This window comes from Kribbella sp. NPDC048837, assembly GCF_055586945.1.
Genome location: NZ_JBVJHF010000001.1, coordinates 1091198 through 1113979 on the forward strand (window position 1 = coordinate 1091198; position 22782 = coordinate 1113979).

Here is a 22782-nt window from a genome sequence, read left to right on the forward strand (position 1 = left end):
CGCAACGCGCTGCTCCTCTCACTGACCCGCCGGCTTCAGCCGCAGTACGACGATCTCCGCGCCCGGTGTGTACGGCGCCGCCGGAGCGTAGGGATCGGCCTCGGTCGGCCACCCGGTCACCTTCGCCGACCGGTACATGGCCCAGTCGACGCTGTAGACGAGCGGAATGATCGGGGTCTTCTCGACCATGACCGCCTGCAAGCCGCGCAAGGCCGTCAAGCGGGCTTCGTCCGTACCCGCCGACTGGTACTCGGTCAGCAGCTTCTGCGTCGTCGGGTCGTTGAAGCGCTCGACGTTGGCCCGGGCGTTCTGCCCGACCGGTCCGGACTGGCTGTAGTCGAGCCAGCCCTGGTAGGCGACGAACGGCGAGGCACCGGTGTTGGACGAGCCCAGGGTCAGGTCGTAGTGGCCCTGGGCGACACGCTGCGACCAGTCGTCGACCGACACGCCCTTGACGGTCACCGCGATACCAATCGTCTTGAGCTGCTGGGCGATGATCCCGGAGCTGTTCATCCAGTCCTTGTAGCCGGACGGCACGGTCAGCGTCAGCGCGATCGGGCGCCCGCCCTTCTCGTAGATGCCGGACTTGTTCAGCGTGAAGCCGGCCTGCTCGAGCAACTGCTTCGCCTTGGCCTTGTCCTCGACGATCTGCAGATCCTTGTACTTCGGATCCAGCGCCGACTCGTAGTTGGGCAGCAGCAGGCCCGTGGGCGTCTTCACCGGCGGGTTGAACGTGTACTGGCCGAGATCACAGATCTGCTGCCGGTCGAGGGCCGCACTGATCGCCTGGCGCACCGGTAGCTCGCTCAACGGCCAGACGGTGTGGTTCGGCACCAGCGAGACGACACCGGTCGGCGGATACCAGAAGTGGTTGTCCTGACTCTTGCCGACGAACTCCTTGTTGCTGCCCGTCGTGAAGAAGTAGTCCGCCCAGTCCAGCTCGCCCGACAGCAACTGGATGCCGGCCGTCTCGAAACTCAGACCGTGGTAGTTCAGCTGCTGAACCTCGGGCTTGCCCGGCTGCCAGAACTTCTCGTTCCGCGTCAGCACCAGGAGCTGCGGGTTGTACGACTTGTAGACGAAGGGACCGGTGCCGATCGGGTTCGGGTCCAGGAACTTGGTCGGGTCCGGCACCTTCTCCCACTCGTGCTTGGACACGATCGGGGTCAGGCCCGCGATCGCGTAGAGCTGGGTGAAGGCCGGCTTCGCGAAGGTGACGACGACGGTGTGGTCGTCGGGGGCGGTGATCTCCTGGAAGTCGATGCCGTTGACGTTCAGGGCGGCGTACTTCTTGATCAGCTCGAAGGTGAAGACCACGTCGGCGCTGGTGAACGGCTCGCCGTCGGACCAGGTGACACCGTCGCGGAGCTTGAAGGTCAGCGTCTTGTCCCCGTCCGCCCACTGCCACGACGTCGCCAGCCACGGGTAGGTGCTGTTCTCCTTGAGGATGTTGAACTGGACCAGCGGCTCGTAGATCATGTTCACCGCGCTGTAGGCGTTCAGCGCGCTGGTCGGCAGGAACGGGTTGAAGTTGGCGGCCGGGCCACCACCGGTGCCGGTGATCTCGAGCACCGGCAGCTCGCCGGCCTTGGCCGGCGGCGCTTCCTCCGTGCACGCGGCGGCGCCCAAGGCCAGGGCTACCGCGGCGGCAAGGCAGGCGATCGTTCTCCTACGTCGAATCTTCATGACAGGGTCTCCTTGCTGGCTGCTGAGGAGGTCTCGGCGCTTGCGCTGTACAGCCAGCACCTCGTCCAGTGGCCGGGGCGCAGCTCGGTTGTGCCGGGCGCCTCGGTACGGCAGATGTCCATCGCATGCGGACATCGGGGATGGAAGCGGCAACCCGCGGGCGGGCTGACCAGGCTGGGCGGCTCCCCCGCGTCGAGCAGATCCGCATCGCTGCCGGCGCGATCGGGATCCGGGGCGGAGGCGAGCAAGAGCTGCGTGTAGGGATGTGCGGGCCGCTGGACGAGCTCCTCCGACGGACCACCCTCGATCACACGGCCGGCGTACATGACGAGCGTCGTCGTCGCGAAGTAGCGGGCCGAGGCGACGTCGTGCGTGATGTACAGCATCGCCAGGCCGAGGGACTTGACCAGACCGGCGAGCAGATTGAGGATGCCGAGGCGGATCGACACGTCGAGCATCGACACCGGCTCGTCCGCCAGCAGCACCTTGGGCTTGGCCGCGAGCGCGCGGGCGATCGCGATCCGCTGCAACTGACCGCCGGAGAGCTCGTGCGGGAACTTCGCCAGGAACTGTTCCGGTGGCGTGAGATTGACCTGTTCGAGCAGGTCGACCGTGGCGGCCCGGACCTCGGACCGCGTCTTCGCGTAGCCGTGCACCTTCAAGGGCCGCTGCAGGTGATAGGCGATGGTGTGGATCGGATTCAGCGAGCCGAACGGATCCTGGAACACGATCTGCACCCGCCGTACGTGCTCCCGGAACCGCCGGCCCCGCGTTGCCTGGACGGTCGCCCCGCCGATCGCGATGGTTCCATCGGTGACCGGGTAGAGGCCGGCCAGCAGTCGAGCGACCGTGGACTTGCCCGAACCCGACTCCCCGACGAGTGCAGTCACCTCTCCGGACCGGAGGATCAGCGAGACATCGTCGACGGCGTGCACGACCTCTCCGTGTCCACGCAGACGCCCGCGGATCCGGTGCACGGGAAAGTGCTTGACCAGGCCCTGTGCCTCCAGGGCCGGGGCGTCCTCAGACGTGATCGACATCGCCACTCCTCGGTTGGTGGAGCAGGCACGCGACCAGGTGTCCGGCCGGCGCCGACATAGGGGCCAACAGCAACGGCATGGTCGTCGTACACGCTGCGACGGCCTGTCCGCAGCGCGGCTGGAACGGGCACCCCGTGGATCGCTCGCGCAGATCCGGTGGCGTGCCGGGGATGCCGGTCAGGACCCGGCGCGGTCCGTGCAGGTGCGGGAACGAGTGCAGCAGTCCGTCGCTGTACGGGTGCCTCGGCATCCGGTACAACTCCGCGGCCGACCCGGTCTCGATCACGCGGCCGGCGTACATGATGGCGATCCGGTCGGCGACCTCGATCAGGAGGGACAGGTCGTGGGTGATGAAGATGACCGCGAACCCCAGCTGCTCGCGCAGGTTCATGATCTGGTTCAGGATCTGGCGCTGGACGACGACGTCGAGCGCCGTCGTCGGCTCGTCCAGCACCAGGATGTCCGGCTCCAGGACGAGCGCCATCGCGATCAGCGCGCGCTGCCGCATGCCGCCGGACAACTCGTGCGGGTAGGCACCGGCCCGGTCCACCGGTAATCCGACCATCGTCATGACCTCGACCACCCGCGCCTCACGCTGCCGGCTCGTCATCCCGGGCCGGTGCGCGGCGAGCGCGTCGCCCATCTGAACCCGCAGCGGCAGCACCGGGTTCAGGGAGTTCAGCGCGCTCTGGAACACGATCGCCAGCTCGGCCCACCGGAACGCGCGCAGCTCGGTGTCCGACATCTGCAGGACGTCGACCGGCTCCTCACCGCGGGGCCGGTAGCGAATCGCACCCGACACGACCTGGCCGGGCGGACGCAGCAACCTGGTGATCGCATAGGCCAGCGTGGACTTGCCTGACCCCGACTCGCCGGCCACACCGAGCACCTCACCGCGGCGCAACATCAGATCCACACCGTCGACGGCATGGACCGCGCTCGACCCCTCCCCGTAGTCAACGCGCAGGCCGGTGACCTCGAGCACCACGTCGGCGGGCATCGACCGGACCACGCCATCCTTCGCCGCGTCGTCCTTCACCGCGACGCCCTTCGGCTTCGGCGGTGCGGCGGCGGACTTGCGGGTCTGGAGACCGCGGACCCGGAGGCGGGGGTTCACGAACTCGTCGATACCGAAGTTGATGAGGGCGAGCGCCATCCCGATCAGCGCGATACACAGCCCGGGCGGAACGAACCACCACCACGCCCCGGACTGCAGCGCCTGGTTGTTCTGCGCCCAGTAGAGGATCCCGCCCCACGACCAGGTGGTGACGTCGGACAGGCCCAGGAACGCCAGGCCGGCCTGAGTCAGGATGGCGAAGACGATCGTGAACAGGAAGCTCGACGCGACGATCGCCATCTCGTTCGGCAGGATCTCGAACAGGATGATGCGGGCGGGTCGTTCGCCGGTCGCCCACGCGGCCTCGATGAAGTCACGCCGACGGATCGACAGCGTCTGCGCCCGCAGGATCCGCGCGCCCCAGGACCAGCCGGTGAGGCTGATCACGACGGCCACGGTCAGGGATCCCCGCGTGGGCAAGTATCCGGCCAGTACGACGACCAGCGGCAGCGCCGGGATCACCAGGAACACGTTGGCCAGCGCGGACAACAGCTCGTCCGTCAGACCACCGGCGTACCCGGCTGTCAGGCCGACGATCAGCGACAGCACGGTCGCCATCACGGCCGCGGTCACTCCGACGAGCAGCGACACCCTCGTCCCGACCAGCACCTGGGCGAGGATGTCCTGCCCGGTCTGGGTGGTGCCGAACCAGTGTGCGCCCGACGGCGGCTGGAGGATGTCGTTGGACAGTGCGGACGGATCGCGCCGGTACACCATCGGGCCGATGGCGCCGGCGACGACGAACACGCCGAAGATGACGAACCCGGTGACGGTCTTCGCCGAGCGCAGCCCGGAGAAGCGGGATCGTACGGAAACCTTCGAACTCTGCCGCGTGGCCGGCTCCGGGCCGACCTCGGCGATGGCTTGAGCAGACATCTACGCCTCCACCCGGGTCCGCGGATCCAGCCACACGTAGACCAGATCGGCCAGGAAGTTCGCCAGCAGGACGACGAAGGTGATGATCAGGAAGATGCCCTGCATCAGCGGGAAGTCCTCGTTGATCACCGCCTGGTACAAGGTGTTGCCGATGCCCGGGTAGGAGAAGACGATCTCGGTCAGCACGGCCCCGCCGACGACGAAGCCCAGCGACATCGTGAACGTCGCCACCGATGGCAGGATCGCGTTGCGGGCCGCGTAGTTGAGCATCACCCGGCGCGGTGGCAGCCCCTTGGCCTCGGCCAGGACGACGTAGTCGTCCGACATCGTCGTCACCATCATGTTCCGCATCGGGATCAGCCATCCGGCCACCGACGCGACCACGATCGTCAGCCCCGGCAGTACGGCGTGCCTGACCGCGCTCGACAGGAACGCCCAGGAGAAGTCCACCGACAACCAGGACGAGTACCCGCCGGCGAGCGGGAACCAGCGCAGCTCGCCACTCAGGACGAACAGCACGATCAGCCCGAACCAGAAGTACGGGATCGACGAGAAGAACGTGGTGACCGGCAACAGATGGTCCCAGCGCGAGCCGCGCCGCCAGCCGGCCACGATCCCCAGCAACGTCCCGATGGCGAAGCTGACGACGGTCGCGACACCGACCAGGACGATCGTCCAGAGCAGGCTGTCCAGGATCACCGTGGACACCGGCGTCGGGAAGAAGGTGAACGACAACCCGAAGTCCCCCTTGCTCAGATCGACCAGGTAGGTGCGGTACTGCGACCACATCGACTCGTCACTGAGGCCGAACATCGCGGTCAGCGCCTCGGTGGCCCGTGGGTCCAGCCGGCCCCGGAACCGGGACAGCAGCGCCTGGACGGGGTCGCCGGGCATCAGGCGCGGAATCAGGAAGTTCAGCGTGAGCGCCGCCCACGCCGTGACGAGGTAAAAGGCGAAGCGCCGGGCCAGATAACGCATGCGGTCCTCCTTGCTATCCTCGCTATGTTCGGTAGCTTAACAAACTCCCAGAAGACAGCACAAGGCTCTGGCAGCGGTCAGTGCACGGACAGGACGTCGTCGATCGCCTGCAGCTCCGGCAGCTCGGGCTGCCACTGCGCGGCCAGCACGTTCGCTCGCAATTGCTCGGGTGTACTCGCGCCGGCGATGACCGAACCGACGCTCGGCTGAGCGGCCAGCCAGCCGATCGCCAGCTCCAGCAGGGTTCGGCCGTTCTCCTGCCCCCACCGGGTCAGCCGGTCGACGTGATCGAGACGCTGGTCGGTCACCAGGTGGCTGCGATCGGCGATCCGGGTGCCGTCGGGCAGCGGCTCACCACGGCGTACCTTCCCGGTCAGCATGCCTTCGGCGAGTGGGTAATAGGGCAGCACACCGACGCCGTAGTGCTCGGCGGCGGGCACGAGCTCGGCCTCGACGTCCCGGACGAGCAGCGACCAGTTGTTCTGCGCCGAGACGAACGGGGTCAACCCGTTCTCCCGCGCGACGTGATCGGCCTCGGCCAGCTGCCAGCCGGCGAAGTTCGAGTGGCCCAAGTAGCGAACCTTGCCCTCAGCAACGAGTTCGTGCAGCGCCGCCAAGGTCTCCAGGATCGGCGTCGCCGGATCGGGCATGTGGATCTGGTACACGTCGATGTAGTCGGTGCGCAACCGGCGCAAGGATCCCTCGACGGCACGCCGGATGTAACTCCGGCCACCCTTGGCGCCGGCCGCCGGACCGAAGCCCATGTCGATCCCCGGATGGCCGAACTTCGTGGCCAGCACGACCTGGTCCCGCCGGCCCGCGAGCACCTCCCCCAGCACGCGTTCGGAGCCGCCGTCCGGGCCGTAGATGTCGGCGGTGTCGAACAGCGTGACGCCGAGCTCGATCGCCGTGTCCACCACGGTCCGGCTGGCGTCGACATCCATCCGGCTGCCGAAGTTGAGGCAGCCGAGGCCGACGACCGAGACGAGCTGACCGGATCGTCCGAGCGCCCGATAGTCCATGGTCAGTAGGGGTAGTGAGCGGGGCCGCCGGCAACCGTCGTCCAGCGGCGCTCGGTGAACTCGTCGAGGTTGGAGTCGCCACCCGCGCGCCCACCGAGCCCCGACTGCCCGATCCCGCCGAACGGAGCCAGCGCCTCGTCCTGGGGTGTCGCGTCGTTGATATGCACCATCCCCGCGGACAGGTTCCGGGCGATCGCGAGACCGCGCGCCAGGTCCGCGGTCAGCACGGAGTCGACCAGTCCGTAGCTGCTGTCGTTGGCGACCTCCAGCGCTTCCGCATCGCTGTCGACCACCAGTACGGGCGCAATCGGCGCGAAGATCTCCTCGCTCCACAGGCGCATGCCCGGTGTCACGTCGACGACAACGGTCGGCCGGAAGAACGGCGCCGCGTTCGGGCCGCCGGTCAGGATCCGGGCTCCCCCGGCGACCGCCTCGTCGAGCAGCTCCTGCGCCCTGGCCTGCTGCCTGGCATTGATCATCGGTCCCAGCCCGACCGTCTCGTCGAGCGGATCGCCGACCGTGATCGCCGCAGCGCGTGCGGACAGGCCGGCGACGTACGCATCGGCGATCTCGCGCCGTACGATGTGGCGGCCGGCCGTAATGCAGGTCTGGCCCTGGTAGTGGAAGCTGGACCACGCGCCGATCATCGTCGCCTGCTCGAGGTCCGCGTCGTCCAGCACGATCAGCGCATTGTTGCCGCCGAGCTCCAGCGAGACCTTCTTCAGCTGACCTCCGGCGACACCGGCGATCTCGCGTCCGACCTTGGTCGACCCGGTGAAGTGCACCATCGCGATCCCCGGATGTTCGACCAGCCGGCGACCGGTCTTCTCCTGTCCCGGCACGACATTCAGGAGTCCCGCGGGCACTCCGGCCGCGGCGAACAGCTCCGCGATCGCGAGGCCGCCACTGACCGGCGTCTCCGGCGACGGCTTGAGGACGACGGCGTTGCCGAGCGCGAGCGCCGGTGCGATCACCCGCATGCCCAGCACGAGAGGGAAGTTCCACGGGGTAATGACGCCGATCACCCCGACCGGGACACGTTCCGACAGCGACAGCCGGCCGGCGTGATTCGACGGGAGCACCTCGCCCACCGGCCGGGACGCCAGCGCGGCGGCCTCCAGCAACTCGCTCGTGGCGGCGGCGATCTCGTACTCCGCCTTGCCCGCGATACAGCCCGTCTCCCGGATCAGGAGCTCGCGTAGGAACGCCGCCCGGCCGGCCAGGAGGTCGGCCACCTGCCGCAGTACGGCCGCGCGTTCGGCGTACGTCCGTTGCGCCCAGGCACGCTGTGCCGCGGCGGCCGACTCGACGGCGTCGTCCACGTCGGCCAGGTCGGCGAGTCCGGCCGTCGCGAACACCTCGTTCGACGCCTTGTCCCGGACGTCGATCCCGGCATTGCCGGTGGGCCGCCGGAACTGCCCGTCGACGAACACGCTCTGCTGCCACGGTTGGTCCTGGATCTTCACGTGCTTCTCCACATCTAGTGATCGCCGCGCGGGGCGATCGATCGGATCAGCTCGACGGCCTTGGCGATACCGTCGGCGTCGTCGTACAGCGCGTCGCCCTGCTCGATGCAGAGGTCCGCGGTGTAGCCGATCTCCACCAGGCTGGCGACGAAGTCCGCCCAGAAGCCCGCGCCGTGGCCGAAGCCGACGGTGCGATGGACCCACGGCTTCTCCGTCCAGTCCGCGCCGGGCACCGGATTGAGGACGCCGACCGCAGCCAGGTTCTCCGTCCTGAGCTGGCTGTCGTTCATATGAACGCGATGTACGGCGGAGCCGAGATACCGCACCGCCCCCGGTACGTCGATCTGCTGCCAGAACAGGTGACTCGGATCGACCAGCGCGCCGACGGCCGGGCCGACCGCGTCACGGAGCCGGAGCAGCGTGCGCGGGTTGAAGACAACACTGCCCGGATACAGCTCGAGGGCGACCCGGACGTCGTGATCGACGCAGAACGCGGCGGCGCGCTCCCAGTACGGAAGGACCTTCTCGGACCACTGCCAGTCCAGAATCCGCGCGAAATCGTCCAGCGCCAGCATGGAGATCCAGTTCGGGAAGCGAGCGTCCTCGGAGTCACCCGGGCAACCAGCGAACTCCGTCACCGTCGGCACACCGAGCAGCGCCGCGAGCTCGACCGTCTTGGTGAACAGGTTCTGCTGGCGCAGGGCACGCCCGGCATCGGGGTGCAGCGGGTTGCCGTAGCAACCGAACGCGCTGATCTCCAGACCGGCGGCCTCGATCCGGGTCTGCAACTCCTTGCGCTGCCGCCCGTCGGCGAGGAGGTCGTCCAGCCGGTACTCGAAGGCGACGTACTCGCCGAACGTCCCGACCTCGAGACACCGCACCTCGTGCCGGGCCAGGAAGGCCAGGGCGTCGTCGAGCGCCCAGCCGCGCAGACAGTCCAGGAACACTCCGGTTTTCATCAGCACCCTCCAGACTGTCAATGTTCGGCAGCTTAACAAACTCACAGATCCTCAGCAACTGCCGATGGCTGCGTTAATATGGACGAGCCTTGCGTGACGACATCCGATGTCAGGAGCCTGTTGTGAACCCAGCGCCGACGCCCCCGAGCCGGCTGGACCTGCCGGACAGCTCCCGCGGTGTACTGCGGCGCCTGGCGACCCACGGACCGGCGACCCGCCCCCAGCTCGCCCAGGCGCTCGGACTGTCGCGGCCGACGATGTCGGCGGTGATGCCCGAGCTGATGAACCTCGACCTGGTCGGCAGCAGCGGCTCCTCGCGCGGCGCCACCGGTCGCAGCGCGGTGCTGTATTCCCTGGCTCCGGGCGCCGGCCACGTCCTCGGTGTCGAGATCGGCGCGACGCGGGCCCGGGTAGTGGCGCATTCGCTCGACGGCGAGCAGATCGCGGCGCGCGAGGAGCGGGTCTCGGCCCGCCGTCGCAACGTCACCGACGCGGCCGTGTCCGCCACGATGGAGCTGTGCGAGAAGGTGCTCGCCGAGGTCGGCGACGATCACGGCCCGCTCCGCGACGTCGTCGTGGCCGCACCGACCAAACCGACCACCACACCGTCGACCGACAGCGCCAGCGGGCTGCAACCCGACGGCGTCGAGCAGCTCGCCGCCGCCTTGCCGGTCGCGGACGACGTGCCGGTCATCGTGGAGAACAACGTCAACTGCGCCGCCATCGCCGAGCACCGTCTCGGCGCGGCCCAGAACCAGGACACCTTCGTCTATCTCCAGGTGGGCGTGAAGATCGGCCTCGGCATCGTGATCGACGGCAAGCTGATGCACGGCGCCCACGGTGCGTCCGGCGAGGTCGCGATGATGCCGTTCCCGTGGTCGCCGGGCGAGCAGCCGGCCCGCGCCGGCCTCGAGGACTACCTCGGTTCCGAGGCCTTGATGGCCCGCTGCGCGGCGAGCTGGACCGCCGGCAGCGGCCCGGTGCCGAAGGACGCGGAGGCACTGTTCCAGGCCGCGGCCCGAGGCCAGTCCATCGCCCGCCGCATCGTCGACCAGCACGCCACCGACATCGGCCGGCTCGCGGTGGGCGTGATGAGCGTCCTCGACCCCGGCCTGGTCGTCCTCGGCGGTGGCGTCGGCCAGAACCAGCTGATCCTGCCCGGCGTCCGGCGCGCGACGACCGCGCTCGCCTGGGACACCGAGATCACGGTCGGCGCGCTGGGCGAGCACGCCACCGTCCTCGGGGCCGTTCACCTCGCCATCACCCGGGCCCTGGATCGCCTGACCTGATGTGGCAGTGCCCCGCAGTGGGCGCGGGCACATCGAGGGTCGGGTTGCGATCGAAGAAACCGGCCGGCCGCAGCGTGAATCCGCAGCGTTCGACCGGCATCACCGGCCAGTCCTCGGTGCGCGGGAAATGTGTCGGCCCGAAGGTGTGCCACACCACGATGTCCCGGCCGTCGATGTCCCGGTCGGCCGCGATGTAGCTGGGGAGGCCGGCGCCACCAGGGTGCTGATTGACGTAGTCGCCCGCGGGATACCTCTCGTCGGCGTCGTACCGCGTGACCCAGAGATGCTTGGTGGCGAACCCGGCTCGCTTGCGCAGCGTCGACGGGTCGGCCGCGAGCAGCGGCGGAGCCGGCTGGGGATGCAGGACGTACGCCGTCGGTCCGCCCAGCCGGTTGTTCTCCTCGGTGCTGACGATGCGCCACACCCGGCCGCGGTCCGTGTCGGCCATCCGCGTTGCGTCGGCCTCGTTCGTCAGCCGGGTGATGGTCCGGGTGAGCGCGTTGCCATAAGGATTGCCCGGCCCGACCGGCAGACCCTGGACGTCGATCTCGTCGACCGCGTTGCCGATCCCGTCGACCATCATGTCCAGCCGTACGCCGAACAGGTGTTGATGGGCCGGCGCACCGAGTCCCGGAGCGACCTCGGTGGCGTACGGATACCCGCCGGGGCCGGCGTCCGCGGGATAGCTGGAGGTCCAGATGACGCCGGTGAGCTTCACCTCGAACTCGATGCTGCCGTCGAGGTAGAGGTACCAGTAGTAGCCGTAGTCGTAGTTGCCGACGGTGGTGAAGAACGAGATCACCAGCCGGCGCTGGCGGCGGGTCTGCGACGAGCCGTTGAAGATGTCCGTGTGCTTCCAGAGGATGCCGAAGTCCTCCTCATGGATGCAGATCGCGTTGCGGATCGTCCGCGGCCGTCCATGGTCGTCGGCGACCGTGGCGTCCAGGTAGGCGATCTCGCCCAGGCAGTCGCACCCGAGCTCCAGGGAGTTGGCGAACTTCCCGATCAGGTACTCGCCGTTGTCGAAGTAGGTCTGGAAGTAGCGCGCCGGGCCGGGATCGCCGTACGGGACGACCATCTCGGGCACCGAGGCCCGGTAGATCACCGGCCGGCGGCGGCCCGCGTCGTCGATGCTGAGCTGATGCAGCGTGAGGCCTTCGCGGGCGTCGAAGCCGATCCGCAGCGACCAGTTCTGCCACTCCAGTAGGTGTCCGTCCAGGTGGAAGCTGGGTCCGTCCGGCTGAGTGATCTCGATCGGCCGCAGGGTCGACCGCGGCGAGCCGCTCACCTCGGGGTCGTTGTAGTCGCCGGACTCACGCGGCACGGGCGGGTCGGCCTCGTCGATCACCTGGTACACGCGCCCTTCGACGAGGTCGACGTACGCCGCCAGTCCGTCGATCGGATGCGCCCACGCCAGGTCTGACTCGTGGTCCTGGACGAACGCGAGCACCCGGACGATCCGCCGACCGTCTTCACCGGCGTGCCCATACCAACCGGCCGTCAGCGGGCACACCCGGACCGAGGCCAGGTCGGTCACGCCCCGCCGCAGCACGGCCTTCTGCCACTGCGGATCCGCGTGCACGATCTCGTCCACCCGGGCGAAGTCCTCGTCGAGGATCGGGAACTGCCCGTCGCGTTCGGGATCCACCCCGCGCTGCCGGATCACCTCGCCTCGGCTGACCGACACCACCACGTCGGCAAGCTCGCCGGTGGCGACGTCGATCAGGAATGCCCGGATCCTGCGGTCCAGCGGAGTGCCGTCGTACGCCAGGACGTCCTGCTTCGGCGGCTCCTCGAGTCCCACGTAGGCGAATCGAGTGCTCGGGCTCAGCAGGCCTGCCTGCTCCAGCACGTTACGGGCGGCCTGGTACTCATCGGCCGAGACGGGGTCGAGCGGATGGATGCTCACCATTGCTGCTCCTTCGCCTACGCGCGCGCCGGCACCTTGGTGTCGTCCTGGTGATGGAGGAACCCGTCGATCGCGAGTCCACGCAGGCGTGCCATCTCTCCGGCCAGCAACTGCACCGGGAGGATCTCGAGCACCGCACGGGACATCGTCGGCGCTTGCGGCACCGTCAGTACGACGAGGTTCTCTTCCTGGTCGACCGGTGCCGGTGTCACCAGCACGGTCGGGATCCCTGCCCGGGCCAGATACCGGGAGAGGGCGACCTCGCGACCGTCTCCGATCAGCAGACAGGCATTCGTCGGCGTGAGCGGCTCCATCGGGCCGTGCAGGTACTGGTACGTCTCATAGGTGGCGGTGCAGATCCTGGTCGACTCGCGCAGCAACAGCGCCGCCTCGGCAGCCGCCGCATGGGACCCGGCCGCACCGACCACGTCGATCGAGTCGGATCGGGCGAAGCCGCGTGCTGCTTCCGCGGCCGCCGGGGCGAGGCGTTCCAGTGTCCGCGACGCCAACTCAGGCAACCGATGCCAGTCGTCACCGTCGTCCCGGCCGGCCAAGGCATCGGCCAACAGCCCGCACGCCTGGACTGTGGTGGTGTAGCCGACCGTGTAGACCCGGCTGTCCTCCCCCGCTTCCAACGCGACGACCGCATCGACGTGCGACGCGAGCGGGCCATCCGGGACATTGGTCAGCCCGAGCCGGGCACCCGCCGGAACCAGGTCCGCCGCCTCGATCGTCTCCCGGCTCCTACCGCCCTCGGAGACGAACAGGTAGGAGTCCGCCGGGCCGGCCACCAGGCCTGAGCGGCCGAGCGCGACAACGTCCGAGCCGGCCAGGTTCACCGCGCGCCGGCCGTCGCGCGCCAGCCGGAAGACCATGGCGTGACCGGCGTGGCTGCTCGCTCCCATCGACACGACGCCGAACGTTCCCCGCCGCCAGCCATCCAGCTCGAGCTCAGCCAGTCGCGTGCGTACGACGGCCGCCGACCGGGCCAACGCCACCGGCTGCCCGGCGACCGCTTCGTAGTAGTCCATCGATATCCCTTCAGTGCTGCGGGTTCGAGCTCGTTGTCACGCCGTCCGCCAACGCGAGGGCGCCGAAAACCGGTGCACGGTCGAGCACCTGGACCGACACGTCCGGGTGGCGTACGCCGAGGGCTGCCCGGAACGACTCATGCAGCCGGTCCTGCCCGAGGAGCACGCTGCCGCCGGCGACGACCGGGCCGGCCGCGACACCGCGATGGATCAGCCGGTCGACGAGCTCCGCCAACTGCCGCCCCGCCTCCCGGATGACCCGGACGGCGAGGACCGAGCCCTCGTCGGCGGCACGGAAGATCTCGATCGCGCGCTCTCCGAGCCACGCGGCCGACGCCGACGTGGTCACCGCCATCGCCAGCTGCGCGCCATCGACGGCGTCGAACACGGGGAGGAGCCGGCGTCCGAGGGGGTCGACCGGGTCACCGCGGTCCAGCGCGCCGAGCACCGCGCGGACGGCTTCGCGGACCAGCCCGGCGGCTCCGCCTTCGTCGCCGAGCACCCATCCCCAGCCGCCCGCGGTGATCAGCCGGCCGTCCATCCGGGCGACCGCGATCGAACCGGTGCCCGCGATCAGACCGATACCGTCGCGACCGGCCGCGGCCGGCACGAGCAGTTCGGCATCGTTGACCACCAGGACACCGCCGGAGAAGTATCCGCGCAGCGCCGCCGCGAACTCGTCGCACTGCTCGGTGCTGTCGCAGCCGTGTGCGCCGACGACCAGTGGGAGCCGCCGTGCCTCGTCACCCAGCCAGTCACGCACCAGGCGGGAGAGGGCGACCGCGTTGTCGTCGAGGGAGTGCGTTCGCCAGGACGGCGTACTCAGGGTCCACTCCTTGGTGACGTTCTCGCCGTACCCGAGCGCGAGGTGGGTCTTGGTGCCGCCGACGTCGATGCCGACGACCTCCCGCGGGCGGGGCGAGGCAGCTACCATCGTTCGATCACCGAACCCTCGATTGGTACTCAACAGACGAACAGCCCCACCAACGGTCCTGCACTGCCGTGCATTTCCCAGAGATTCACTCTCTATGTTCGGTAGCTTAACAAACTTAGCGACGGGTTGCTAGATTCGGATCACCATGAGCGGTGAGACGAATCAGCACGGGCACACGCAGCGGCTGGATCTCGACGATGCGTCGGTGCGGGAGTGGGAAGCGACGGTGGCCGGCGTCGATCCCGAGCGCGGGATCGTGCTCGATCGGTCGGCCTTCTACCCGGGTGGCGGCGGGCAGCCGCCCGATCAGGGCGTGTTGTTGTGGGGCGGGGTACGGACCCGGATCGTCGGCACGGTCAAGGGCGACGATCTGTACCTGGTGCCGCACGAAGGTGACCCGGTGCTGCCGGCCGGGACGGCTGTCCGCGGTGCGCTGGACGACGAACGCCGTACGGCGTTGATGCGCACGCACTCCGGGCTGCATGTGCTGACCGGGGTGGTGTTCCGCGACTACGGCGCGCTGGTGACCGGCGGGAACATGGAGCCGCTGACCGCCCGGATGGACTTCGACCTCGCCGAGGTGCCGCCCGACTTCAAGGATCGGGTGGCCGAGGCGGTGAACGCGGAGATCCGGACCGATCGCCGGATCACCGTCAGCAACCTGCCGCGGGACGAGGCGTTCGCGATCCCGGACATCATCCGCACCGCCACGAACCTGCTGCCGCCGGATATCGAGGTCGTCCGCATCGTCGACATCGCCGGCCTGGACACCCAGGCCGACGGCGGGACGCACGTCGCCTCGACCGCGCTGATCGGCCGGATGGACGTGGTCAAGATGGAGAGCAAGGGCCGGGGCTTCCGCCGCCTCCGGGTGCGCCTGAGCTGACGTCCGTACGACGCCGTCGGCCCGGCCCGCGCGGTCAGGTCAGGAGCGGGCCTTCTTCTTGACCTCGGCCTCCTGCCGGCGGACCTCGGCCTGGGTGGCGCGCTCACGCTCCAGCCAGTCGGGGTTCTCCGACCTGATCTCGTCGATCTCGTCGGTGGTCAGCGCCTCGGTGATCCCCGCCCGGGCCAGGCCGCTGATCGACACGCCCAGCCGCGCCGCCACCACCGAGCGCGGGTGCGGCCCGGTCCGCCGGAGCTCGCGCAGCCACTCGGGAGGGTCGGCCTGCAACGCGTTCAACTCGTCCCGCGACACGACACCCTCCTGGAACTCCGCCGGGGTCGCCGGGAGGTACACGTCCAGCTTCTTGGCCGCCGTCGCGGGTTTCATCGTCTGGGGAGTCTTGCGCGCCGTCATGGCAGCAGCGTAACGCCCGGTAACCTGGCAGCCGTGACCGGACAACCCTCCTTCCGGCTGGGCTACGTGCCCGGCGTGACACCCGCCAAGTGGGTGCGGACCTGGAGCGAGCGGTTGCCCCGGGTCCCCTTGGAGCTGATCCAGGTCGCAGCCGCCGACGCGCCCGCCCTGATCCGCGCCGGCGGAGCCGACGCCGTCCTGCTCCGGCTGCCGATCGACCGGGAGGGCCTGCACGCCATTCCCCTGTACGTCGAGCAGACGGTCGTCGTGGTCCCGAAGGATCACCTGGTCACCGCGGCCGACGAGGTCACCCTCGAGGATCTCGCCGACGAGCTCATGCTGCACCCACTGGACAACGTCCTCGACTGGGACCGCCCGCCGGGCCGGGTGATCGACGAGCGGCCGGACAGCACCGCGGACGCGGTCGCTTTGGTTGCCATGGGCACCGGGTTGCTCGTCGTACCGCAGTCGCTGGCCCGGTTGCACCACCGCAAGGACCTCACCTACCGGCCGCTCACCGGCGCGCCGGAGTCGCAGGTCGCGCTGACCTGGCCCGAGGGCGAGCCGTCGGAGCTGATGGAGCAGTTCATCGGCATCGTCCGCGGCCGGACGGTCAACAGCACCCGCGGCCCGGCTCCCACCGCGAAGCCGGCTACGAAGAAGACACCACCGAAGGCCGGCAAGCAGCCGCCCGCCGGCGGGCGGAGGAAGCCGTCGCGCCGGCGCTAGATTTATGTTGAGTCTTCAACTACCATGGCGGCATGGCGATCTTCCGGTTGAATCACGCGGTGCTGTACGTGCGCGACGTGGCCGAGAGCGTCGCGTTCTACCGCGACGTGCTCGGCTTCGGTTACACCGAGGGCGGCGATGCGATGCAGGGCGCCGCGTTCCTCCGGGCTCCGGGGTCGACCAACGACCATGACCTCGGGCTGTTCCAGATCGGCGCGCAGGCCGGTGCGTCCGGCGCGGGCCGGTCGACGGTCGGGCTCTACCACCTGGCCTGGGAGGTCGACACCCTCGGCGATCTCGAGGACCTCGCGACGACGCTGAGCGAGCACGGCGCGCTGGTCGGCGCGTCGGACCACGGGACGACGAAGTCGCTGTACGGCAAGGACCCGAACGGGCTGGAGTTCGAGATCGTCTGGATCATCCCGGCCGATCTGCTCACCGACGAGGACCGGCAGAAGGCCGGCGTCAGCCGGCTCGACCTGGCCGGGGAGGTCGCCAAGTACGGTCGCGACGCCCGCAGCGGCGTCGGCATCTCCCGCGTCCTGGGCTGACTCACCGGCCGCGGCGCGGTCCTGGTCGACCAGCTCAGCCTCGACGGGTCAGATGCTCGGCGATCCGGAGTGAGCCGGCCAGAACGGTCAGCACCGGGTTCACTCCGCCGTTCGTCACGTGCACCGACGCATCGGCGATCCACACGTTGTCGTGTCCCCACACACGCCCGTACGGGTCGGTGACGGACCGCGCCGGATCGTCGCCCATCCGGCATGTCCCCGCCTGGTGCTGACCGGCGCTGGCCCGGCCGAGCGTGCCGACCGCACCGACGGCGGTCCGCACCGCACCGGCCTCCTCCAGCCACTGCCGGGCCTTCGCGCTCATGAAGCCGTGCGCCCGGACGTCCTCCGGATGAATCGACCCGCTGATCACGACCACCGGGTTCCCGAAGCGGTCGACGACCCCGGGATCGACGCGTACGCGCGACTCCGCCGACGACACCTCCTGGATCGGCCCGACGACCCGCAGCATCCGCCGCGCCTCCCGCCGCATCGCCGCCTTCCCTGCCGCACCGGCCCGCGGGATCAGGCCCGCCCCGGCCAGATAGTCGTACGTCGCGGCCGGCGTCGGCACGAACTCGTTGGCCAGCATCCCGCCGCCGACGATCCCGTCGTTGCCATGCCGGAAGTCGCACGTCGCGATCGACACCCCGGGCCCGACCAGATCCATCACCTCGTCGTCGAACAGGCCGACGGCACCGGCGTACACATGGGCCTGCAGGTGCCGGCCGACCTGGTCGTGGTTGTTGCCGAGTCCGTTCGGCTCGCGGTCGTGGGCGCTGTTCAGCAGTAGCCGCGGTGTCTCGGAGGCACCCGCGGCGACCACGACCTCCCTGCAGCCCACGGTCCGTCGCCAGACGCCGCCGTACCCGTCGTCGGCGACCATTGCGACGCCGGTGACCCGGCCGGACTGGTCGGTGACCAGGCGCTCGGCCGTGGTCTCGGTGACCAGCGTGCAGCGGCCGGTGGCGAGCGCGGCAGGCAGCGCGGTGTTGTGGGTGCCCGACTTCGCCTCAACCGGACAGGCGAAGCCGACGCACTGCCCGCACCGGACGCAGCCGGACCGGCCCTGGTAGTCGACCGAGTTGATCAACAGCGGTACGTCGAGCGTCCCCCAGCCCAGCCTGTCCGCAGCGGCAGCGAGCCGATCAGCCGGACCGGTCCGCGGCATGGGCGGCATCGGCAGCGGGATCGACCGCGGGTCGTGCCAGGGGTCGACTCCCCCGCCGCTGACGCCGAAGCGTTGTTCGGCCAGCGAGTAGTAGGGCTCCAGGTCGTCGTACGTGATCGGCCAGTCGGACAAGGCGCTCCCCTCAGGTACGCCGTACGTCGTGGCCATCGTGAAGTCGCGGGGAACGAACCGCCACGCCTGAGCGCCGTACACCCGCGTGCCGCCGCCGACCGTGAACGCGTTGTTGCCCCACCCACCGTCCGGCGGCAGAACCCGCGACGGTACGTCGTCAACCACAGCTACTCGCGGACGTCCCTGCGGATCCGGGTCGGTCACCGCCGGCAGGCCGGCCACCGACCGTGGGTTGCGGAGATGGTCGTGGGTGAGCGATGCCGTGGTCGGATAGCGGCCCAGCTCCACCACCAGCACCGACCGCCCGGACTCGGCCAGGACCTGCGCGGCCGCGCCCCCGCCCGCACCCGAGCCGATCACGATGCAGTCGTACCGATCCGCCAACGCCGCGCGCGGCGTGATCGTCAGCTCGGTCTGAACGGTCTCGAACTCACCGGTCTGCCAGCCGATCACCGCCCACGCGCGCGGATCCGCGTAGTACCCCTGCATCACCAGCCGCACGAGCCAGGCACCGTCTTCGTCCGCCAGCACCGCCCCGAGCTCAGGCTCCGTCCCGGCGACCTCCAGCGCCCGCTCCACGCGCTCCAGCCAGTCCGGCCGATCGAGCGTCAGCACCCGCTCGACGAACGCCACCGCCCCGACCTCCGCCGCCGACGGAAACTCATCCGCCGGTACGGCGACCTCCGCCAGCCGCTCCAGCACCACCCGCTGCCGCTCAGACAATCGCACCGTCCAACCCAATCAGACGCAGCCGTGGTTGTCGCGGGTGAGGTCTTCGATCTGATGTCTGTACTTGCCGGTCCATTTTTGCCGAGCGACGCTGGGGGCATGTCACTTGATCACTACTACCTGCTCGGGCGGTCGGGGCTGCGGGTCAGCCGGCTCGCGCTGGGCACGATGAACTTCGGGACGTCCGGCTTCCACGCGCCGTACGGGAAGACCGAGGACGAGGCGCGGGCGATCTTCCGTGCGTACGTCGATGCCGGAGGCAACTTCCTGGACACGGCCGACTTCTACACCGCGGGTGAGAGCGAGACGATCCTCGGCCGGCTGATCGCGGAGACCGGGATCCGCGAGCGGATGGTGCTCACCACCAAGGCCACCAACAGCGTCGACCCCGGCGACCCGAACGCGGGCGGCAACGGCCGCAAGCACCTGACCCGCGCGGTCGAGGCCTCCCTGCGCCGGCTCGGCACCGACTACATCGATCTCTTCCTGGTGCACACCTGGGACCGGATCACCCCGGTCGAGGAGGTCCTGCGCACGCTCGACGACCTCACCCGGGCCGGCAAGATCCGGTACGCCGGCCTGTCCGACGTACCGGCCTGGTACGCCGCTCGCGCGCAGACCCTCGCGGACACGCAGTCGCTCGCGCCGATGATCAACCTGCAACTGCCGTACTCGTTGGTCGAGCGGACGATCGAGACCGAGCACGTCCCGGTCGGGCAGGAACTCGGACTCGGCATCACCGCATGGAGCCCGCTCGGCAGTGGGTTCCTGACCGGGAAGTATCAGCGGGACGACGCACAGGGCGTGACGGGCGACGGGCGCCTCACCGGCGACGGCGCACCGGTGCGGGCGTGGACCGATCGGCACTGGGACCTGTTGAAGACAGTCGAGTCGGTCGCGGAGAAGCTCGGCGTGACGATGGCGCAGGTGGCTATCAACTGGGTCGCGACCCAGCCCGGTGTCGCGTCGGCCATCGTCGGTGCGAGCCGGCCCGAGCAACTGCAGTCCAGCATCAAGGCGCTCGACTTCGCGCTGCCGGCCGAGCTCCGCGCCGCACTCGACGAGGCCGGCGCCGTACCGCCGGAGTCGGTCTATCGGATGTTCACGCCGGAGTACCAAGGCTGGCTGGTCAACGCCGGGGCGAAGGTCGCCGACAAGCCCGCCGGCTATCTCCCGCCCGTGCTCAACTGGAGCTAGCTCGCAGGTAGTCCAGGCAGAGATCCAAGGCGTACTCGAGGTGCTGCGCCGAACCGCTCGACATCAGGATGGCGACACCACCCTGGATCGCGGCGATCAGCGCCGCGGAGGCGCGGGCGGGATCCACGTCGGAGCGGATCTCGCCCGCGGCCTTCATCTCCTCGATGCCGGCCTGGATCCGGTGCTGCCACTGGGCCAGCAGCTTGGCGGTGACCGCCTGCGCCGCCGGGGTGTGCCGGCCGATCTCGGTGATCAGCACGCCGAGCGGGCAGTTCACGCCCTGGCGCCGGTACTTCTCGACGACGACGTCACGCCACTCGTGCCAGGCGTCCCAGGTCGTCAGCTGCCCGAGCTGCGGCTGCTGGTCCTCGATCACCCGGTCGGCCTCCCGCTCGGCCACCGCGAGCAGCAACTGCTCCTTGCCGTCGGGGAAGTAGTGGAACAGCTGACTCTTCCCGGTCCGGCTCCGCCGCCCGATGTCGTCGAGCGTCACGGCGCTGACGCCGCGCTCCCGGATCTCCGCCGCGGCCGCGTCGATGATCCGCCCGCGGGTCGCCGTACCCTTCGCAGTCAGCACGTGACGACTGTACCTGCCGGTTCAATCAGACCGTGGTGCGGAACGGCCCGCCGTGGTACTCGATCCGCCACGCTCCGATCTACGCGAGTACCGGATGAGGACGGTACGGCGCCTCCGCTTCGGCTCGTTCTTCGGGGGTGAGGACGACGTCGACGGCGGCGATCGCGTCCTCGACGTGCTGGGTCTTGGTGGCTCCAACGATGGGGGCGGTGACGCCGGGCGAGCCCATCAGCCAGGCCAGGGCGACCTGCGCGGGCGGGACACCACGGCGAGCGGCGACCGCCCGGACGGCTTCCACCACGGCCAGGTCGTTCTCGCCGTACAGGTCCCCGGCGACCGGGTCCGCGCCGGACCTCGCCGTACCTCCGGTCCGGGCCAGCAGGCCGCGAGCCAGTGGGCTGTACGGGATCACGCCGACGCCCTGGTCGACGCAGAGCGGGATCATCTCGCGCTCTTCCTCGCGGTAGACCAGGTTGTAGTGGTTCTGCATCGAGACGAACGGGATCGGCGCCACCCGCTGCGCCTTCGCGAACCGCCAGGCGAACATGCTCGACGCACCGAGGTAGCGCACCTTGCCCGCGCGGACGACGTCGGCCAGCGCCTCCATCGTCTCCTCGATCGGCGTCTCGTCGTCCCATCGATGGATCTGGTAGAGGTCGACGTACTCGGTGCCGAGCCGGCGCAGCGACGCGTCGATCGCGTCCAGGATGTGCTTGCGGGACAGGCCACGGTCGTTCGGGCCCGGGCCGGTCGGGTAGTAGACCTTGGTCGCGAGCACGTAGTCCTCACGGCGGCCGAAGAACTTCCCCAGCAAGCGCCCGGTCAGCTCCTCCCCGGTCCCCTTGGAGTAGGCGTCGGCGGTGTCGAAGAACGTCACGCCGCCCTCGACCGCGCGCCGGACGATCGGCTCCGCGGCGTCCTCGCCCAGATGCCACTCGCGGGCGCCACCGGTGCCGAAGCTCATCATCCCCAGGCAGATCCGAGAGACCCGCAGACCGGTCGCCCCGAGCCGGACCTGTTCCATCTCAGCGCTGCCCGTCGTTCAGCTCGGCGAGTGTGCCGAAGACGCGCTTCGGCGTCAGCCGGCCGTCGTCGCCGACCGCGACCAGCCCGTACGACGACAGGTCGAGATCGTGCCGTGGATCGTCCGGGCGGTGCCGCAGCTCGAAGCCGGCGAAGCTGAACCAGAACGCGGCCGCGAGCTCGATCCGCTCGAACTCCTCGACGAGCTCCAGCAGGTACTCCACTTGTTCCTCCTCGTCGCGCTCGTAGGATCCCTTGATCTCCGGCGGATCGACCCCGCGGTCGACGATCATCCAGCCCGATCCGCCGCGATCGGCCGCGCCCCGGTAGGCACAGCACCCGAACTCGGTGACCGCCACCGGCTTGCCCCACTTCAGCCGGTCCTGCAGCTCGTCGTGGAAGGTCGCCGCGTTGGCGGCGTCGCGATAGGCGTCGATGCTGACGATGTCGAACAGCTCCCAGTTCACGTCCTCCCACATCCCGGCGGCGTAGGTGATCCGGCCGCCGAACACCTCGCGGGCGGCCGTGACCAGCTGCTGCTGGACCTCCCCCCAGCGCGAGAGTCCGGCGTACAACTGCGCCATCTTGGCCTGGTCGGTCCAGGTGGCAGGGTCGGCCATCGTCGCGAGCCGCTCCCCCGAGGTCTCGCCGGGCACGAATCCCTTGCAGAACACCGAGAGCTCGCAGCCGAGGACCAGTACGACGTCGCCGCGGCCGGACTGCCGCAGCTTCTCCGCCCGGGCGCCACAGTCGGTCAGGAACGCGATGAACTCCTCGGGCTCGAGGTCCATCGGCATCGGCGAGAACCACAGGTCGAGCCCGGCCGCCAGCGCCGCCTCCCCGGCGACCTCCAGCCGATCGGCCTCGGTCCCCACCACCCGGACCGCGGGAGCGTGCAGCGTGTCCGCGATCACTGTCAGCTCGTCGCGCACCGCTGCCGGGTCGAAGTGGTCGCGCGTGCTGCGACCTTCGTACCGCAGGCCGGTGTCGTAGTTCACCCCGATGGAACGCATGACCGGCAGCCTAGCAAGAACTCATACTCGGTACATCTTTTTATCCAGTATGG

At 69.5% G+C, this 22782-nt stretch carries 20 protein-coding genes; 5 read left to right on the forward strand and 15 right to left on the reverse strand.

The window, feature by feature from the left end; translation table 11 throughout:
* Positions 1-18: 18 nt before the first annotated feature.
* The 7 genes from ACZ6O0_RS05040 to ACZ6O0_RS05070 form a co-directional block, all read right to left on the reverse strand.
* Complete coding sequence (locus tag ACZ6O0_RS05040; RefSeq protein WP_465763512.1) at positions 19-1686, reverse strand: ABC transporter substrate-binding protein; 1668 nt, start codon at positions 1684-1686, stop codon at positions 19-21.
* Positions 1683-2726 carry an ABC transporter ATP-binding protein gene (locus tag ACZ6O0_RS05045; protein ID WP_465763513.1) on the reverse strand — a complete coding sequence of 348 codons (1044 nt, stop codon included), beginning with the start codon at positions 2724-2726 and terminating at the stop codon, positions 1683-1685. Before ACZ6O0_RS05045 ends, ACZ6O0_RS05040 begins: the two co-directional genes overlap by 4 nt.
* Complete coding sequence (locus ACZ6O0_RS05050; protein WP_465763514.1) at positions 2710-4719, reverse strand: dipeptide/oligopeptide/nickel ABC transporter permease/ATP-binding protein; 2010 nt, start codon at positions 4717-4719, stop codon at positions 2710-2712. The genes ACZ6O0_RS05045 and ACZ6O0_RS05050 overlap by 17 nt, the downstream gene beginning before the upstream one ends.
* Positions 4720-5697 (reverse strand): ABC transporter permease, encoded by a 978-nt coding sequence (locus tag ACZ6O0_RS05055; protein ID WP_465763515.1) that lies wholly within the window; start codon positions 5695-5697, stop codon positions 4720-4722.
* Between the two features lie 77 nt (positions 5698-5774).
* Positions 5775-6719, reverse strand: coding sequence for an aldo/keto reductase (locus ACZ6O0_RS05060; protein ID WP_465763516.1), 945 nt, complete (start codon positions 6717-6719; stop codon positions 5775-5777).
* A 2-nt stretch (positions 6720-6721) separates the two neighbouring features.
* Positions 6722-8185, reverse strand: coding sequence for an aldehyde dehydrogenase family protein (locus ACZ6O0_RS05065; RefSeq protein ID WP_465763517.1), 1464 nt, complete (start codon positions 8183-8185; stop codon positions 6722-6724).
* Positions 8186-8199: 14 nt separating this feature from the next.
* Positions 8200-9144, reverse strand: a complete 945-nt coding sequence (locus ACZ6O0_RS05070) for a sugar phosphate isomerase/epimerase family protein (protein WP_465763518.1) — start codon at positions 9142-9144, stop codon at positions 8200-8202.
* A 122-nt stretch (positions 9145-9266) separates the two neighbouring features.
* On the opposite strand from ACZ6O0_RS05070, the gene ACZ6O0_RS05075 reads away from it, so the two are divergent.
* Positions 9267-10433: an ROK family transcriptional regulator gene (locus tag ACZ6O0_RS05075; protein ID WP_465763519.1), complete on the forward strand. Its 1167-nt coding sequence runs from the start codon at positions 9267-9269 to the stop codon at positions 10431-10433.
* Here the strand turns inward: ACZ6O0_RS05075 and ACZ6O0_RS05080 are convergent.
* The 3 genes from ACZ6O0_RS05080 to ACZ6O0_RS05090 are packed head-to-tail and all read right to left on the reverse strand — an operon-like array spanning position 10405 to position 14307.
* Positions 10405-12345, reverse strand: a complete 1941-nt coding sequence (locus ACZ6O0_RS05080) for a primary-amine oxidase (RefSeq protein WP_465763520.1) — start codon at positions 12343-12345, stop codon at positions 10405-10407. The two genes, ACZ6O0_RS05075 and ACZ6O0_RS05080, sit on opposite strands and share 29 nt — an antisense overlap.
* Before the next feature lie 14 nt (positions 12346-12359).
* Positions 12360-13373 (reverse strand): SIS domain-containing protein, encoded by a 1014-nt coding sequence (locus ACZ6O0_RS05085; RefSeq protein WP_465763521.1) that lies wholly within the window; start codon positions 13371-13373, stop codon positions 12360-12362.
* A gap of 10 nt (positions 13374-13383) precedes the next feature.
* Complete coding sequence (locus ACZ6O0_RS05090; protein WP_465763522.1) at positions 13384-14307, reverse strand: N-acetylglucosamine kinase; 924 nt, start codon at positions 14305-14307, stop codon at positions 13384-13386.
* Positions 14308-14452: 145 nt separating this feature from the next.
* On the opposite strand from ACZ6O0_RS05090, the gene ACZ6O0_RS05095 reads away from it, so the two are divergent.
* A complete protein-coding gene (locus ACZ6O0_RS05095; RefSeq protein ID WP_465763523.1) occupies positions 14453-15193 on the forward strand; it encodes an alanyl-tRNA editing protein in 741 nt (246 codons plus the stop codon).
* A gap of 39 nt (positions 15194-15232) precedes the next feature.
* On the opposite strand, the gene ACZ6O0_RS05100 is transcribed toward ACZ6O0_RS05095, so the two are convergent.
* Positions 15233-15607: a DUF5997 family protein gene (locus ACZ6O0_RS05100; RefSeq protein ID WP_465763524.1), complete on the reverse strand. Its 375-nt coding sequence runs from the start codon at positions 15605-15607 to the stop codon at positions 15233-15235.
* 33 nt (positions 15608-15640) lie between these two features.
* Between ACZ6O0_RS05100 and ACZ6O0_RS05105 the strand changes: the two genes are divergently transcribed.
* Together ACZ6O0_RS05105 and ACZ6O0_RS05110 are read left to right on the forward strand one after the other, a co-directional pair.
* Complete coding sequence (locus ACZ6O0_RS05105; protein ID WP_465763525.1) at positions 15641-16336, forward strand: LysR family substrate-binding domain-containing protein; 696 nt, start codon at positions 15641-15643, stop codon at positions 16334-16336.
* A 32-nt stretch (positions 16337-16368) separates the two neighbouring features.
* Positions 16369-16887, forward strand: a complete 519-nt coding sequence (locus tag ACZ6O0_RS05110; protein WP_465763526.1) for a VOC family protein — start codon at positions 16369-16371, stop codon at positions 16885-16887.
* A 34-nt stretch (positions 16888-16921) separates the two neighbouring features.
* Here ACZ6O0_RS05110 and ACZ6O0_RS05115 read toward each other — a convergent pair whose 3' ends face one another.
* On the reverse strand, positions 16922-18919 hold the full coding sequence (locus ACZ6O0_RS05115) for a GMC oxidoreductase (RefSeq protein ID WP_465763527.1): 1998 nt from the start codon (positions 18917-18919) through the stop codon (positions 16922-16924).
* Positions 18920-19018: 99 nt separating this feature from the next.
* Between ACZ6O0_RS05115 and ACZ6O0_RS05120 the strand changes: the two genes are divergently transcribed.
* Complete coding sequence (locus ACZ6O0_RS05120; RefSeq protein ID WP_465763528.1) at positions 19019-20116, forward strand: aldo/keto reductase; 1098 nt, start codon at positions 19019-19021, stop codon at positions 20114-20116.
* Here the strand turns inward: ACZ6O0_RS05120 and ACZ6O0_RS05125 are convergent.
* The 3 genes from ACZ6O0_RS05125 to ACZ6O0_RS05135 form a co-directional block, all read right to left on the reverse strand.
* The gene (locus ACZ6O0_RS05125) at positions 20103-20693 is read right to left on the reverse strand and encodes a TetR/AcrR family transcriptional regulator (protein WP_465763529.1); all 591 of its coding nucleotides are present in this window, start codon (positions 20691-20693) and stop codon (positions 20103-20105) included. The two genes, ACZ6O0_RS05120 and ACZ6O0_RS05125, sit on opposite strands and share 14 nt — an antisense overlap.
* Positions 20694-20772: 79 nt before the next feature.
* Entirely contained in the window at positions 20773-21717 is a 945-nt protein-coding gene (locus ACZ6O0_RS05130) for an aldo/keto reductase (RefSeq protein ID WP_465763530.1), read from the reverse strand.
* Between the two features lies 1 nt (position 21718).
* Entirely contained in the window at positions 21719-22729 is a 1011-nt protein-coding gene (locus ACZ6O0_RS05135; protein WP_465763531.1) for a hypothetical protein, read from the reverse strand.
* Between the last annotated feature and the right edge of the window lie 53 nt (positions 22730-22782).